General features: G+C 40.3%; 17 protein-coding genes. 11 read left to right on the top strand and 6 right to left on the bottom strand.

The window, feature by feature from the left end; genetic code table 11:
- The first annotated feature begins 67 nt into the window (after positions 1-67).
- From ACOB80_RS18040 to ACOB80_RS18030, 3 genes are all read left to right on the top strand, one after another.
- The gene (locus ACOB80_RS18040) at positions 68-967 is read left to right on the top strand and encodes an ABC transporter six-transmembrane domain-containing protein (protein WP_473167258.1); all 900 of its coding nucleotides are present in this window, start codon (positions 68-70) and stop codon (positions 965-967) included.
- A 26-nt stretch (positions 968-993) separates the two neighbouring features.
- Positions 994-1,605 carry a fumarylacetoacetate hydrolase family protein gene (locus tag ACOB80_RS18035; RefSeq protein ID WP_473167257.1) on the top strand — a complete coding sequence of 204 codons (612 nt, stop codon included), beginning with the start codon at positions 994-996 and terminating at the stop codon, positions 1,603-1,605.
- A 73-nt stretch (positions 1,606-1,678) separates the two neighbouring features.
- Positions 1,679-2,083 carry a DUF1801 domain-containing protein gene (locus tag ACOB80_RS18030; protein ID WP_473167256.1) on the top strand — a complete coding sequence of 135 codons (405 nt, stop codon included), beginning with the start codon at positions 1,679-1,681 and terminating at the stop codon, positions 2,081-2,083.
- 33 nt (positions 2,084-2,116) lie between these two features.
- On the opposite strand, the gene ACOB80_RS18025 is transcribed toward ACOB80_RS18030, so the two are convergent.
- Positions 2,117-2,791: a helix-turn-helix domain-containing protein gene (locus ACOB80_RS18025; RefSeq protein WP_473167255.1), complete on the bottom strand. Its 675-nt coding sequence runs from the start codon at positions 2,789-2,791 to the stop codon at positions 2,117-2,119.
- A 199-nt stretch (positions 2,792-2,990) separates the two neighbouring features.
- On the opposite strand from ACOB80_RS18025, the gene ACOB80_RS18020 reads away from it, so the two are divergent.
- On the top strand, positions 2,991-4,535 hold the full coding sequence (locus ACOB80_RS18020) for a methyl-accepting chemotaxis protein (RefSeq protein ID WP_473167254.1): 1,545 nt from the start codon (positions 2,991-2,993) through the stop codon (positions 4,533-4,535).
- Positions 4,536-4,592: 57 nt separating this feature from the next.
- On the opposite strand, the gene ACOB80_RS18015 is transcribed toward ACOB80_RS18020, so the two are convergent.
- On the bottom strand, positions 4,593-4,928 hold the full coding sequence (locus ACOB80_RS18015) for a hypothetical protein (protein WP_473167253.1): 336 nt from the start codon (positions 4,926-4,928) through the stop codon (positions 4,593-4,595).
- An 82-nt stretch (positions 4,929-5,010) separates the two neighbouring features.
- On the bottom strand, positions 5,011-5,376 hold the full coding sequence (locus ACOB80_RS18010; RefSeq protein ID WP_473167252.1) for an EF-hand domain-containing protein: 366 nt from the start codon (positions 5,374-5,376) through the stop codon (positions 5,011-5,013).
- 351 nt (positions 5,377-5,727) lie between these two features.
- On the opposite strand from ACOB80_RS18010, the gene ACOB80_RS18005 reads away from it, so the two are divergent.
- Genes ACOB80_RS18005 through ACOB80_RS17995 form a run of 3 tightly spaced genes read left to right on the top strand, consistent with a single transcriptional unit; the run spans position 5,728 to position 9,143 of the window.
- Positions 5,728-7,218, top strand: a complete 1,491-nt coding sequence (locus ACOB80_RS18005) for a HAMP domain-containing sensor histidine kinase (RefSeq protein WP_473167251.1) — start codon at positions 5,728-5,730, stop codon at positions 7,216-7,218.
- 20 nt (positions 7,219-7,238) lie between these two features.
- Complete coding sequence (locus ACOB80_RS18000) at positions 7,239-7,775, top strand: hypothetical protein (RefSeq protein WP_473167250.1); 537 nt, start codon at positions 7,239-7,241, stop codon at positions 7,773-7,775.
- The gene (locus ACOB80_RS17995; protein WP_473167249.1) at positions 7,776-9,143 is read left to right on the top strand and encodes a sigma 54-interacting transcriptional regulator; all 1,368 of its coding nucleotides are present in this window, start codon (positions 7,776-7,778) and stop codon (positions 9,141-9,143) included. It abuts the gene before it with no gap.
- 39 nt (positions 9,144-9,182) lie between these two features.
- Here the strand turns inward: ACOB80_RS17995 and zapE are convergent, their stop codons facing one another.
- Positions 9,183-10,298 (bottom strand): cell division protein ZapE, encoded by a 1,116-nt coding sequence (zapE, locus tag ACOB80_RS17990; protein WP_473167248.1) that lies wholly within the window; start codon positions 10,296-10,298, stop codon positions 9,183-9,185.
- 169 nt (positions 10,299-10,467) lie between these two features.
- Between zapE and ACOB80_RS17985 the strand changes: the two genes are divergently transcribed.
- The 4 genes from ACOB80_RS17985 to ACOB80_RS17970 all read left to right on the top strand — a co-directional run bounded on the left by ACOB80_RS17985 (position 10,468) and on the right by ACOB80_RS17970 (position 14,127).
- Complete coding sequence (locus ACOB80_RS17985) at positions 10,468-10,932, top strand: Z-ring associated ZapG family protein (protein WP_473167247.1); 465 nt, start codon at positions 10,468-10,470, stop codon at positions 10,930-10,932.
- 66 nt (positions 10,933-10,998) lie between these two features.
- Positions 10,999-12,351: a Do family serine endopeptidase gene (locus tag ACOB80_RS17980; RefSeq protein ID WP_473167246.1), complete on the top strand. Its 1,353-nt coding sequence runs from the start codon at positions 10,999-11,001 to the stop codon at positions 12,349-12,351.
- 137 nt (positions 12,352-12,488) lie between these two features.
- Positions 12,489-13,562, top strand: coding sequence for a trypsin-like peptidase domain-containing protein (locus ACOB80_RS17975; protein WP_473167245.1), 1,074 nt, complete (start codon positions 12,489-12,491; stop codon positions 13,560-13,562).
- Positions 13,563-13,593: 31 nt separating this feature from the next.
- The gene (locus ACOB80_RS17970; RefSeq protein WP_473167244.1) at positions 13,594-14,127 is read left to right on the top strand and encodes a DinB family protein; all 534 of its coding nucleotides are present in this window, start codon (positions 13,594-13,596) and stop codon (positions 14,125-14,127) included.
- A 68-nt stretch (positions 14,128-14,195) separates the two neighbouring features.
- Here ACOB80_RS17970 and murA read toward each other — a convergent pair whose 3' ends face one another.
- Positions 14,196-15,455, bottom strand: a complete 1,260-nt coding sequence (murA, locus tag ACOB80_RS17965; protein ID WP_473167243.1) for a UDP-N-acetylglucosamine 1-carboxyvinyltransferase — start codon at positions 15,453-15,455, stop codon at positions 14,196-14,198.
- A 23-nt stretch (positions 15,456-15,478) separates the two neighbouring features.
- A complete protein-coding gene (locus tag ACOB80_RS17960) occupies positions 15,479-15,736 on the bottom strand; it encodes a BolA family protein (protein WP_473167242.1) in 258 nt (85 codons plus the stop codon).
- Between the last annotated feature and the right edge of the window lie 20 nt (positions 15,737-15,756).

Below are 15,756 nucleotides of genomic sequence, written 5' to 3'. Positions count from 1 at the left end.
ACGCTATTATTTCTTACTAGGTTTTTCACCTAGCTTGCTTTGTATCTATGATAAGGATATTTGCCTAATGCCAAGTCGGCCTCAAATTTCACTCGCCAATATTGTTTCAGCAAATAAGCTAGCTGTGACGACCAATTTAGTTATTAATACCATTGAAATTGCGCTGCTGGCGCTAGTGCCTTTGTTCATTGGATTTGCGATTGATGGCTTGTTAGCAAAAGAGTTCTCTGACTTTTATTTACTCATTGTCATCTTAATTAGCCTAATCGCAATGAGTGTTTTAAGACGAGTGTTTGATACGCGTGCCTACGGACACATAAGAGTTAAAGTGTTAACAGAATTGGCAGAAAAAAATAAATCACTTGCCGTTTCAACCCTTAACGCTCGACTGGCTATGGGTCGAGAATTAGTTGATTTTTTGGAAGAGAGTATTCCAGATCTTTTAAATGCTACGGTCCAATTTAGCGTGTCTATTATCGTGCTATATTTCTTTGATCCTATATTAGCGCTAGCTGCCTTTGTCGCCTCTTTAATGATGATGGCAATTTACAGTTTTTTCCATCGCGGTTTCTATGCTTTAAACGGCACGCTAAATAAGCAAACAGAAAGGCAAGTGTCTGTCTTAGAAACTAAATCACCGAGCCAATTACTAACACATTTAACTCGATTAAAACGCCTTGAAATTAAAATCTCAGATCGCGAAGCGATATTATACGGCAGTGTCTTTTTCGTATTGCTTTCTGTGGTGGCATTTAATTTATGGTTTTCGACCTTAACAGGTGAAATATCGGCAGGAAAAATATTTTCAATTGTAAGCTACTCTTGGGAGTTCGTAGGCGCTGCTATTGTCTTGCCGATAACGCTGCAAAGCTGGTCACGTTTATCTGAAATTACCGCCCGCATTAACTCATTTGAACAGGAAAATAACCTGCCCAATACCGACAAGCAAAAAGCCGATAATCACTAGGTATATTACCAGCGAGGAAACATCATTTGAACCAAGTCATTTTTAACAAAAAACCGATATCCCCTACCAAAGTTGTCTGCATAGGTCGTAACTATGTCGCTCATATTGAAGAATTAAACAATGAAATCCCTGACGAGCCAGTAGTATTTATTAAGCCAAACTCTGCTATTGGTAGTCGTTTGTTTGCCAAAACTAGCCATAACATTCACTATGAAGGCGAAATCTGCTTCTTAGTTCAGAAGCAAAAGTTAGCAGGAATTGGCATAGGGTTAGACCTCACCAAGCGCGATGTTCAAACACAGCTAAAAACAAAAGGATTACCTTGGGAGCGAGCGAAAGCTTTCGATAATTCAGCATTGTTTAGCGAGTTTTTACCAATTTCCGGTGAACTTAGCGACTACCAACTAACGCTAGCCATTAACAACCAAATAACGCAAGAAGCTAACTACGACTTAATGATGGTTAAACCGCAGGCATTACTAGAAGAAGTTCAGTCTTTCATGACATTAGAAGATGGCGATATATTAATGACAGGCACGCCAAAAGGTGTCGGTAAAGTTAATAAAGGTGACGAATTTACGCTTACACTTTTAAATAAAAGCGATGTGGTGTTAACTCAAACGTGGGTTGCAAGCTAAGCGCCCTCAATTAAAGGTTTAACTGTGTAAAGTGGCTGAGTTCACTAACAAATAGACTTAGGCAGATTGATATATGAACGAAGTCGTCAAAGCTAAACTTGAGCAATATCCAGAGAAAGTGCAACGTGTCCTAGTCGCACTCAGAAGTGAAATACTGACTTTAGCTAACGAGCTTGGCGTGAACCCAGTAGAAGAGTCGTTGAAATGGGGTCAGCTCACGTTTACCGTCTATTCTGGAAGCCCATTTCGCATTGACTGGCTGCCAAAATCACCAGACAAAATCCTAGTCTTTTTTCATTGCCAAACTAAGTTAGTGGCAACATATAGAGAACTTTATCCCGAGGAATTCATCTATCAAGGTAACAGAGCAATCGAACTACCGCTTAGCAACCTTACAGCTTCATCGGCACTGATTCACTGTTTAACCCTAGCGCTCACCTATAAAAAAATTAAACATTTGCCCCTATTAGGCGCATAGCTTGAACTTCTTATCCTCACTTAGTGTTAGGTACTAAGTGTAAAGGTGTCCAAATACACATGAATCACATTTGGCTGCTATAAGCTGTGAAATATCACGATCAGATAGCCCTGTATTTCTTACGCTAAAAGACATACCTTCAATTAATTTGTCCTGATTAAAAATCGGAACTAACGATAATTGATAAATATTGGTATTGTGAGAGCAGCTCAAGTAAATATCGACTATTTTCTGACAAGTTAGTAGTTGCTGAATGGCCATGTGAACTCGCCTAGTCTGCCTAGCCCCAATATGCACTTGCATATCTTCTAAAGTATTAAGGATAGGCTTGTTGGGGTTCAATGCTGAGCTGATGTTATAACAGGTAACATCGCCTGAGCTAAAGTAATACGAACCTAGCAGCACATCATGCAAAGTAAGGTGTAATTTAGCGTCTCTAAAGGCTGGATTATTTAACACTCTTATAAACGCATTTTTTTCAGCTTTAGCCACTATATCGCGTTCTGAGTCAGCGCCATATTTAAGCCAATCTTCGGTAACCGCTAACTGCCGAGAGAGTTTAGTTAAAGAACTCGCGCTGATATGGTCGCTTTCTAGCCAGTTATATACGGCTTGTCGGCTAACTTGCATATCGCGAGCAAGCTTAGAAATTGATATTTTTCGAGTGTTTAACAGTTTTTTTAAACGGGTTGAAAATCGAAGTGCCATAACTACTGGACCGTCTTATCAGTGTAACTATTTTATCCCACCCATAGCGGGCTGCCTTGATCTATATCAAGACTAAAAATAGATGTATCACTTTAAGCACACTGTCCATAAATAGTTGACAGTTTTGACATTATTTGACGATTGTTCAAATTAGCTTAGTGTTGTGACCTTAATTAAAGGATTGAGAACACGCTTAGATATGTCAAAACAGGTTCAATTTAACGAAGGCGACTTACTAATTTCCGTTACTGATGCAACCAGTGTTATTCGCTACGCTAACCCAGAATTTTGTAAAATTGCTGGTTACTCTGCCAAGGAGTTGCAAGATAAACCTCATAATATCGTCCGTCATAAAGATATGCCCAAAGCAGCCTTTGCCAACATGTGGAGCTATATTCAAACTGGGCACTCCTGGATGGGACCGGTTAAAAATGCTTGTAAAAATGGCGATTACTATTGGGTTAACGCTTATGTGACACCGATTAAAAACGAAAAAGGTGAAACCATTGAATATCAATCCGTTAGAACCAAGCTTGATGCTGATGTCCAAGCTAGAGCAAGTGAGGTTTACGGAAAAATAAACAATGGGAGCTCAATACGAAAGAGTCTTTTGGGAACTGATGTTACCGTACTAGTACTTATGGCCCTCGCCTTTTGTTCATTGTATTTGATCGGATTAAGCTTTAGCTTTGGCAATATATTGTCGTTAACGCCAGTAGTATTTGTAACCCTCACAGCAACCTTTGTTTTTGCCAACTGGCGTAAGAAATATCGTCAACTAGTCAAAGAAACAAAAGCCGTTTATGACAACCCATTGATGAACTACATCTACTCGGGTACAAAAGACGATATAGGTTCTATTATATTATCGCAGAAGATGCGAAAAGCAGAGCTTACCGCCGTAGTAGGTCGAGTATTTGAAGTATCTGGAAACGTTACTAAATCAGCAAGTGAGTGTCACAATTTAGGCGTAGAAACCTCAAATGCTTGTTCGCAACAAAAAGCAGAAACGTCAGAAGTGAGTGAAGCAATAAAGCAACTATCCATTACTATCAATGACATTTCTGAAAGCTTAAAACGAGGCTCTGAAGCTAGCGAACACAGTCTAACGATATCTCGTCAAAGCCATAATACTGTACAAGATATGCTTAATTCTATTCATGCACTTTCTGAGCAGCTTTCTTCTGTTAGCGGCACCATATCGAGACTAGTCAATCGCACTAACGCCATAGAAAATGTACTAAGTGAAATAAGCGGCATTGCCGACCAAACAAATTTACTTGCCCTTAACGCTGCTATAGAAGCGGCGCGTGCAGGCGAACAAGGCCGAGGCTTTTCAGTTGTAGCTGAAGAGGTTCGAGCTTTAGCAATGCGTACACAGTCTTCTACAGAAGAAGTAAATCGACTGCTAGAACAAATAAAATCAGAATCAAGCGGCGCTATCCAAGAAATGGATAAAGGGGGTGAGCTTTCCAAAACAAGCGTTACCCTTGCTCAAGCTGCCAAACAAGCAATCAGCGAAATTGCTGAAGAAGTTGAGCGAATGTCTCACCATAGTGTCGATATTTCAGTCAACGTTGAACAGCAAGCGGTAGTTGCGCAACAGATCAGTGGGAATTTAGAAAGTATCTCTGATATGTCAGAAACAACCGACCTGCACAGTAAAAACTCAAGTGAACTGAACACACAATTACTCAGTAAGATTAACGAGCAACAACGCTTAGTCGCACAGTTTCTACAATAGTTTGAAGTCCATTGTTAGGGTTGGTCAAAAGGCTAATATTTTGCACCAGCCTCAGCATCAAATCACACTTTTTAAAGGTACGGCTGGAGCTGATTCTGAAGGGCTTTCTAAGTTCACAGTTTCTGTCACCAGTTGATTATTTTTAAAACGATCAAAATTAATATCTTTCACGTCTAATTGCCGACAGAATTCAGCTAAAGTTGTAAAATCTTTTCGACTAAATGATGTGTCATCTCGAGTCATTAAGCCGTCGTAGTATGCAGTGTCACCATTTAGCGTTAGAGAAGCGATTGCAGAGTATGGATCACCATACTGTCCAACTTTTAACGCACGAACAGACTTTATTTCGAATATCCAATCGCCGTGTTGAATATACCTTGGCATTTTTGGCATCACACATAACCTATTAACAAAAAAACCGACTACCGGTTGGGACGTATAGTCGGCGCACCAGAAAAATACAGTGCAGAGTGAGCTAACTCTTAGGGGATTGACTATACGAGACAAATTCTTGCTCTGTAATGAGCAAATCTTTATTCGTATCAATTTTATCGAACACCGCAATTAATTGCGAGTCCAATGCTTCGGTTAATTCAGCTTTGCTTAAAGAACCGTCTTTATTTTTATCACTTTTTTTCAATAAGCGAGCAAATACTGGTGATGTCTGCTTAGTATCGGTTGCAGTGTCTTTAGATTTCTCTTGGACTTCTTTAGCTGCAGCGACACTTTTCGCGTTACTTTCTTCTACTTGATCAGTTGATTCATTAGCATTCACTAAAAAACCACCCGCCGTGCATAGGACGACTACTAAAGTCATTTTCTTTAAACTAATTGACTCCATCGTTTGTTCCTCTCTCATGTATTCTAAGTCTCAATTTAATTATTTTGATTACAACTGTGACATTGCACGGTATGTACCAACTTTTTATGCCTTTGATTTTATTGAATTAAGTGAATTTTCAGGGAAGTAGTGAATGTGATAACTGTCGCTGATTGACGACAGTAAATTTAATTTAACTAAGCATTATCAGAACCAGCAAAACTCACTGTTAAATTAGTCGTTTATTTTCATAAAGTTAAACGTTTTTACGACAACAAAGCCTGACTGTTGTCGATTAGCGACAGTCTTGTATTTCCATTCGGCTTAACGTAAAACTTGTTAACAGTTAATCAAACAATAACATCAAGCACCATGTTCAAACCCGCGCTAAAGCCAGTTCACGCGCTTGTAAGTAAGTACAGTCGACAATTATCGATCAAGAAACTAACCATTATTGGTTTCGCTGCGGTATTGATGCCGTTATTTATTACCATCATTTATGGTTCGTCACGAATAGGTGTTTTATCCGAACAAAGTGCAAATAGCATAGAGCGTGTATCAGCTTTTATACATACCGTTCGCCAATTGAACTCTTCATTAGACAAAAGCCAACGCGTCGCGAGTCAATATGCAGTGTTAGGCTCTCCAGAACTTTATCAGCGATATATACAGGAAAGAGAAAAGCAAGAAGCCGTTTGGTTAAACCGAAATGGTTATATGTTTGCTACTGAAAGTCTTAAAGGTGCTAGCGAACACTTAGTGACTAGTTTAGCCGCTATTGATGACTTACTAGAACAGCATCATAATAATTTGGACTCGGCTACTGAAAACAACGCCATTACACTCGACTCTTTTACACCTTTGTTTCGACAAATTGAATTAGACAAACAAGAAATTGCTGACGCAATCGAATTAGTAATCAATCAACAGGTATTGTCTTTAGATAAACAAGCTCAACAATCAAAGTACGTGTTGTTAACGAGCCTGCTTGTTATTCCTTTATCTCTTGCTATCGCAATCTTATTTGCCGTACAAATAATTCGTCCATTAAGAAAGTTTACTCGCCATATCAAGCAAATTGAACAAGGAAAGCTTGATAAATCAATTTCTATCCAAGGCGCAACAGAAATTCAATCGATCGGTATTGCACTTGATAAAATGCGCCGGCAACTGCATTCACTAGAGCAGCAAAAGTCGAGCTTTATTCGTCATATATCACATGATCTAAAAACACCGTTGGCGGCAATTAGAGAAGGTGTAGCATTGCTTCACGATCACAGTGTTGGTGAACTAAACGATAGCCAGCAAGAAGTCACAGACATTTTAAGCAATAACGTGGATCGCTTGCAGCGACTCATTGAAGATCTACTAAATTTCAATGTTGTTCTTGATTCATTGAGCTTACAACAAGCACAGAAAATCAATGTAAATAACGTATTCAGCGAGTGTGTTGAGGCCCATCAGCTAGATATCACCAGAAAACAACTTCACATTGAGCGTACCAACCACGACGTGTTTGTTTACTGTCACCCAAAACAGCTAAATGTTGTATTAGATAACCTGTTATCCAATGCGATAAAATATAGCCCGCAAAATGGCCAAATAAAGATGCAATGCAGCTGTGATAACCACAAGCTAGTGTTATCCATAAAAGATCAAGGTCCAGGAATACCGAAAGACATACGAGGTAAAGTTTTCGATGCCTTTGTACAAGGGCCAGCGCCAGAAAATTACAAAGTAAAGTCGAGTGGACTCGGCTTGACTATAGTGCAAGAGATCGCCAGCCGCATGCAAGGTAGCATTGCTTTGGGCGCAAGTGAACAAGGAGCTCACTTTGTGTTAACCTTGCCAGCAGCGCACTAAATTGTGCAACGATAATTCACGTGAATAATTTAAGTATGAAACATGTAACTACAGGCCGATTTTCCACGCCTTTTTTAGTCTTAGCGCTAAGCATATTTAGCTTAGTATTATCTGGTTGCCAAACGACAACCAAAGCGCCTGCTACTGACCTTACACCTTCCCTAAATAACTATTATGTTTGGTTAAAACAACAGCCTGAATCTCGTGTTGCCGAAGAGTTGAATAAATTAAACCAAGCCGAACAAAATATAATAGAAAATAAACTAAAGTTAGCTGCACTGCACTCTGTACCGTCAACGCGATACTTTAATCCCTACACAGCGAAAAGCTACCTTAACGCCATCAATGGCTTAGCAGTAAGTAATGCCCATCAAGGATTTATTCTGGTGATGAAAGATCATTTAGACCAACAGATTCTGCTTCGAAATGAGAAAAAATCCATCACAGCTAAAAGCAAGGAACACCTATTGCAAAAAGAACATTTGGTGCAAGAAAACTTAACACTTAAAAAGCAAATTCAGCAGCTTAAATCCATAGAATTAGATTTGGACCAATAGATGAGTAATGACTTTTCACCTAAACATTCACTACTACTGGTTGACGATGATCCAAGTTTACTGAGGCTTATTAGCATTCGTTTATCAGCAGCTGGATATCAAGTACATACCGCCGAAAATGGCATGCAAGCGCTAAACCTATTAGATAGTCAAACAATTCAGTTAATGATCAGCGATCTCCGTATGGATGGCATGGACGGTATGGCTTTATTCGAAAAAGCGCGCGAAAGGCACCCTCACTTACCGGTCATCATCATGACAGCTCACGGAACAATTCCCGATGCAATTCATGCTACCAAGCAAGGTGTTTTTAGCTTTCTAACTAAGCCTTTTGAAAGCCAAGAATTACTCGATACCGTCGAACAAGCACTTGCTTTAAATGTTCACGTATCTGACTCTAGTCAAGACGACATGCCGCAGCAATGGCGAGAAAAAATTATTAGCCGAAGCGGTGTAATGAACACTCTGTTACAACAAGCTTTCCAAGTAGCAAAAAGCGACTTTAGTATACTTATTCAAAGCCAAAGTGGTACAGGCAAAGAATTACTGGCACAAGCGATTCATAAAGCGAGTGATAGACACAATAAACCTTTTACTGCCATCAACTGTGCTGCGATCCCAGAACAATTGCTAGAGTCTGAATTATTTGGTCATAAAAAAGGGGCATTTACAGGCGCTGAAAGTAATCACATTGGACTGTTTGAGGCCACCTCAGGCGGCACGCTATTTTTGGATGAAATAGGCGACATGCCACTTAACTTTCAAGTGAAACTATTGCGTGCGCTTCAGGAAAAAGAAATTCGCCCTGTCGGTAGTATTCAGTCGGTTAAAGTCGACGTGCGGATTGTTGCCGCTACTCATAAAGATTTACATAAAGAAGTTGCTGATGGCAGTTTTCGTGAAGATTTATATTACCGTCTCAATGTTGTTGAGCTAGCCTTACCCGCACTAAATGATCGCAGAGAAGATATTCCGCTACTTGCAAACCATTTTCTCACACTTAGTAAAAACAAAACCAAACAAGCTATCAATAGCTTCACCAAAGAGGCGATGGAGTTATTGGTTAGTGCTTCTTGGCCTGGCAATATTCGCCAACTTCAAAACGTTGTCGAACACAGTGTTGCTTTATGTACCGAATCTCTTATTAATGACGGCTTAGTGAAAAAAGCACTAAGAGATACCACTTGTGAGTTGCCTTCTTTTCAAGAAGCGAGAGATCATTTTGAACGAGATTACTTGTCGAAATTGCTCACCATAACGGGCGGTAATGTGTCACAAGCAGCTCGAATTGCGCAACGAAATCGCACAGAGTTTTATAAATTACTCAATAAACATCAGTTAGATGCTGAGCAATTTCGCCCAGCATAATCAACGTAATGTAATCTGTGATTAAATAGGTCTAACGGCTTACGGCAGATGCTCTAATGCCAAATAGTCGTGTGACTGCATCTCCTGTAAGCGGCTTAAACAGCGCTTAAATTCAAAGGTTAGCCCACCATGAGTATATAGCTCACTCATTGGCACTTCAGCAGAGATGATAAGCTTTACGTGGCGCTCATAAAATTCGTCAACCAAAGCGATAAAGCGTCGTGCGGTATCGTCGCAGTCGCCATTCATTTGGGTAACATTGCCAAGCAATACGGTGTGATATATTTTACTCAATTCCATATAGTCACCTTGGCTTCGGGCAGACTCACAAAGAGTACTAAAAGAGAAGTAAACAACACCATCTGATTCAGCAATCGTCTCTAATGGTCTATTATTTACTTCAATCGAAGCGCCTTTTTTACCCTCTTCCACCGACAATTTGGTAAAGTAAGTCTCTAAATTTGTCGTTGCTTGTTCATCTAATGGGTGATGGTAAATTTCTGCTTGTTCTAACGTTCGCAAACGATAATCAACGCCACTGTCTACGTTCACCACATCACAATGTTGATTAATTAACGCTATTGCAGGTAAAAAGCGCGCACGCTGCAAACCGTTTCGATACAAATCATCAGGAATAATATTTGAAGTAGCGACTAAGGTCACGTTAAGTGCAAATAGCTCTTCAAATAAGGTCCCTAGAATCATCGCATCTGTAATGTCTGAGACAAAAAACTCATCAAAACAAATGATGCAGGTTTCACTAGCAAACTTCTTGGCAATAATTTTGAGAGGGTCACTTTTACCGGCCAAATCCTTCATTTCTTCATGAACACGATGCATAAAGCGATGAAAGTGAACGCGCATTTTGTTAGGAAACGGCAGGCAATCGAAAAAGGTATCAACAAGATAGGTTTTACCTCGGCCTACACCTCCCCAAAAGTATAACCCTTGAATAGGTTTGGTTTCAGATTTAGCAACAACACGCTTCCAACGGTTAAGCACCTTCTTAAAGCCCGTTACCGGCAGCGGCTTTTGTTGTAAATCTTCAAACAAACGTTGTAGGTGTTTTACTGCATTTTCTTGTGCAGCATCGTATTGAAAGTCGTCTCTTTTCAGATCTTGGTTATACTTTTCAATAGGAGATAAATGTATCATATGAATAAAATGCCTATTTGACTGCCATTGAAGCGCATTACTCTTGAAAATTTTGTATTGCGATCTTAAATATTAGTCAAATAATTTAGTCTCAGTGTGTTAATCTCTATTTTCACCAATTTTCTCTACGAATACAATTTCGTGCGACAAGTAAATTAAGGTTATATATATGAATATCGTTGTTGGAATTATTATTTTTGCTGTTGGCGCTCTTGTGGGTTTTATTGCGAGCAAGTTTTTATCCGCTGCAGAAACAGAAAACAAATCTCTTGCCGAAAAAGCAACTCAGGCAGAGGCTTCATTGGCGCAGTACAAATTAGATGTTGCCGAACATTTAGATAATTCAACACAACTACTTGAGCAAATGAATCAAACCTGTCAAAAAGCGATGAAGCAAATGGAGCAAAGCACGCAATTATTGCAACAAGCGACACCGACAGACATTGAACATATGCCATTCTTTTCAAAAGAAACGCAAGAACAGCTAGCGCAAACTGTAGCACTTCGTCATAACAAAGAAGAACGTAAAACAGATGAGCCTAGAACCGAAGCACCTCTTGATTATTCTGGGGAAGCGAGTGGTTTATTTGCTGATAAGAAACAACCTGTTACAAATACTGAAGCTAACAGCTAGGAACTAACAAAAAATCTATTAGTCTGTAAGTGGGTAGAAAACAGAAAAGTAGGAGAAATCTCTAAGATGAAAAAAATGTCTGTATTAATGAGTAGCATTTTTCTTTCCAGTAGTTTAGCCATGGCGAGCTTACCTGCGAGCGCAGCCTTACCAACTTCCGTCGCTGGCCAACAGTTACCAAGCCTTGCACCTATGCTAGAAAAAGTAACACCAGCAGTCGTGCTAATTTCCGTTAAAGGTACTCAAGAAGTCAAAAATGTACCTGACGCTTTTAGATTTTTCTTTGGTAATCCCCGCCAAGGTCAAAGTAGAGAAAGACCATTTCAGGGCTTAGGCTCAGGTGTCATTATTGACGCTGAAAAAGGTCATATTGTTACTAATTATCATGTTGTTAAAGAAGCTGATGAAATTCAAATCACCTTAAAAGACGGACGCCAAATCGAAGCGAAAAAAATTGGCGCTGACGAAAACAGTGATATTGCGCTTCTGGAGGTAGAAGCTGAAAATTTAACAGAAGTTAAGTTTTCTGATTCTGATCGACTACGCGTAGGCGATTTCGCCGTCGCTATTGGTAGTCCTTTTGGCTTAGGTCAAACAGTGACATCAGGTATCGTAAGTGCGCTAGGACGAAGCGGCCTAAATGCTGACAATTTCGAAGACTTTATTCAAACGGATGCTGCCATTAATAGTGGTAACTCAGGCGGCGCGTTAATCAACCTTAGAGGTGAATTAATCGGTATCAATACCGCAATTATTGGCCCTAACGGCGGCAATGTAGGCATTGGTTTTGCCATTCCAAGTAACATGGTAAAAAGCCTTGTTGGTCAAATCATCGAATATGGTGAAGTACGCCGAGGCGTATTAGGTGTTGCTGGGCGAAGCTTAACAGGCGAATTAGCTAAGGCAATGGAGCTCGAAGAGGCACAAGGTGCTTTTGTTGAGCAAGTCACCGAAGGCTCGGCAGCGCAAGAAGCAGGCATCGAAGCCGGTGATGTCATTGTTGAAGTAAACGGCAAGAAAATTAAGTCGTTTAGTGAACTAAAAGGTAAAATCGGCGCAGTGGGTGCAGGTAACTCAGTTAAGTTAACCGTGATTAAAAATGATGGTGATAAAGAAACTTACAAGGTTACTTTGAAAAAAGCTGACTCTGCTACGGTAGAGCCAGGTACTATCCACCGCATGCTTGAAGGTGCAGAGCTTGAAAACCATAGTAAAGGCTATGGTGTAACTATTACCGGTGTCGAAGAAGGATCTCCGGCAGCCATGTCAGGACTACGTGAAGGCGATATTATTCGTGGCGTAAATCGACGTAAAATTGCCACTATCGGCGAGCTTCGCGAGTTACTGCAAAGCAATGACGGTATCTTATTGCTTAACATCGTCCGAGGTAACTCTAACCTTTATGTAAGAATTCACTAAATAGGTGTGACATATAAGACCTTGACTTAAAGCGGCTAAATGGCCGCTTTTTTATTGGCGTAAAAAAATTAGCTTCTTCATTGGTAGCTATTATCAGCTTGTGTTAGTCTTTAGCGAAAAATGACAGACAATACTACTTGAAATTGTTAAACACTCTAAAGTACATAATCAATGCCATTAGCTATGGTGTTATCATCGCCGTCGTTATCATCGTTTTGTTTCCAGATATTAAAAACGGTCAATCGTCAGGATGGAAAATTCTTAACCAGTCACCCGCTGAGCCTGCTCGAGTATCTTATTCTAGCGCGGTAAAAAGAGCTGGCCCTGCGGTAGTAAATATTTACTCGCAATCAATTCAAAGTAGCCCATTTTATTATCGTTCGCAGTCGGTTCAACAACGTCTTGGTTCGGGCGTTATCATGTCGTCTAATGGCTATATGCTAACCAACTATCATGTCATTCAAAACGCAACGCAAATAGTGGTTCAACTTCAAACTGGGCAAACATTTCCTGCCAATGTTATCGGTTTTGACATCACCACGGATTTAGCGGTGTTAAAAATTGAAGCGGAAAACTTACCTATCATCCCTCAAGACCCACAATATCAATCGGAAGTAGGTGACGTGGTATTAGCCATAGGTAATCCTTTTGCGTTAGGGCAAACTATAACCCAAGGTATAATTAGTGCCACAGGTCGCCCTAGCGGCTTCCAAAACCATAGCTACTTGCAACTTATTCAGATGGATGCTGCAATTAACAATGGTAATTCTGGTGGCGCATTAATAGACAGCAACGGCGTGTTAGTTGGTATTACCTCCCACCAATACCAGCACAGAGATCAACAACAAAATGTTCAAGGCATTTTCTTTGCTGTGCCTTATCGTATAGCCTACAAGGTTATGGTGCAAATAATTGAAAACGGTCGTGTTGTTCGCGGTTGGATTGGGGTACAAGACGCAGGCTACAGCCCTCTACAAAAAGGTGTAAGCATTAGTGAATTAGTGCCTAATAGCCCTGCAACTAAAGCAGGTTTGACGCCTGGAGATGTTATCTATCAAATTGAAGACACACCGATAGAATCTATTCATCACGCTTTAGATATTGTTACTGAAACACGACCTGGTACTGAACTTACTTTCAAAGTACTTCGCAACAATAAGTCGATAGATGTCCCGGTAATTATTGGAGAGTATCGCCCTCGAAATAGATAAAGATTTCGAGGGTTAAAGAAGGAATTTTACGTTGAGCTTTAAAACATATAGCCAAATGATGGCTTGCTACAACCAACGCATGAATCAACAATTGCTTAGCGCTTCTAGCAAGCTAACGCAAAAACAATGGCAACAAGACACTCAGTCGTTCTTCCCCAGTGTTATGCATTATTGGAATCACTTATTATTTGGTGATTTGATTATGCTATCTCGAATTGCGCACAGCTTACCGCATTTGCTCGCACATGAGCAGCTAGTTCAATTCCCTAAAGCGACGGCGGTTGATAATATTTTCGCTACTTCGTTTGAAGAAATCGAAAGCTTAAGAAAAGCCGTGGATGAGGTTATTTTAACTTTTGCCCAAAACATCAATGACGACGATTACCCGAAAACCATTCGATATACCACGACTGAAGGGCAAGCAATGTCAAAAGGCTTAGGAAGTTATGTGAGTCATTTGTTTAACCATCAAACCCACCACAGAGGACAGCTTAGCTGTTTACTGAGCCAACTCAATATTGATTACGGTTGTACAGACTTACCCGTAATCGCAAGTGAATTTTAGTTGGAATAACAATAAAAAAGGCGTATTGATAGTTAATCAATACGCCTTTTTTAATCGTGTGCTTAAAGCTACTGGGCAATTCGTACTATGTCAGCACCTAGTGCCTGTAACTTATCTTCGATTTTGTGATAACCGCGATCGATATGATAAATACGATCAACTTGCGTTTCCGTAGTTGCAACAAGACCAGCAATAACCAAGCTAGCAGACGCTCGTAAATCTGTAGCCATAACTTGCGCCCCCGTTAACTGCTCTACACCTTGGATAACAGCAGTATTTCCTTCTAAACGGATATCAGCACCCATACGTTGCATTTCTGGCACATGCATGAAGCGATTTTCAAATATCGTTTCTGTGACCGTTGCTGCGCCTTCAGCGATAACGTTTAACGCCACGAATTGCGCTTGCATATCGGTAGGAAACGCTGGATGAGGAGCGGTTCGCACATTTACAGCTTTTGGCCTTTGATTCATTATGATTCGAATCCAGTCTTCGCCATACGATAACTCGGCACCCGCTTCTTGTAATTTACTCAACACAGCATCTAACGCGCTAGGGTCAGTATTTCGGCAAGTTACATCGCCACCAGTCACCGCTGTCGCCACTAAGAAAGTTCCTGTTTCAATACGGTCTGGCATGACCTTATATTCACTGCCAGAAAGAGACTCAACACCTTCAATAATTAGCGTATCTGTTCCTGCACCTGAAATTTTAGCTCCCATAGAGATCAAATACTCAGCAAGGTCAACAATTTCAGGCTCTCGTGCCGCATTTTCTATGACAGTAGTGCCATCAGCAAGTGCCGCTGCCATCATCAAGTTTTCAGTGCCTGTCACACTGACAGTATCCATAAAGATGGTAGCGCCTTTTAAGCGGCCTTCATTTTTTGCGACGATGTAACCGTTTTCCACCTCGATGTCAGCGCCCATTAGTTTCAAACCATGAATATGGAGATTTACTGGTCTAGCACCTATCGCACAACCACCAGGTAAAGAAACCTCAGCATGACCAAATCTTGCTAACAACGGCCCTAACACCAAAATTGACGCACGCATGGTCTTAACTAATTCGTAAGAAGCGACAAACTGATCAATAGAAGTAGCATCAATCAATAGCTTATCATCAGATAACCATTCAACTTTCGCCCCTAATTGAGACATAAGTTTGATGGTGGTATTAATATCATTTAAACGCGGTACGTTACTGATCGTAGTAGGAGTATCTGATAGCAAAGCAGCCATCAAAATAGGCAGAGCGGCATTTTTAGCGCCCGAGATTGTCACTTCGCCATTTAACGGATGACCGCCGTTTATTTTAAATGCATCCAAGGTAATTCTATCCAGCTAAACGGTTATAAAGGAAGGTTGAACATTTTGTCTCGTTGCCAATCACTTGTGGTATAAGTTTTAATGGTAACGGCATGTATCTGGTTAGATTGAATTGCTTCTTTAAGTGGTGCATAAATAGTTTGCTGACGCTTAACGCGAGATAGCTCACCTAAAAAATCCGCTACCGCTATAATCGTGCATTGCGAACCATCAAACTTTACATGTAACTCATCTAATTCAACGGCATCGTTGATTAATTTTTCTATTTCAGAAACGTCCACTTAATTGTACTCCCGATAAT

The sequence above is a fragment of the Thalassotalea coralli genome (assembly GCF_055786205.1).
The sequence above is the reverse complement of the archived record's forward strand: the minus strand, read 5'-3'. Positions and strand labels throughout refer to the sequence as shown.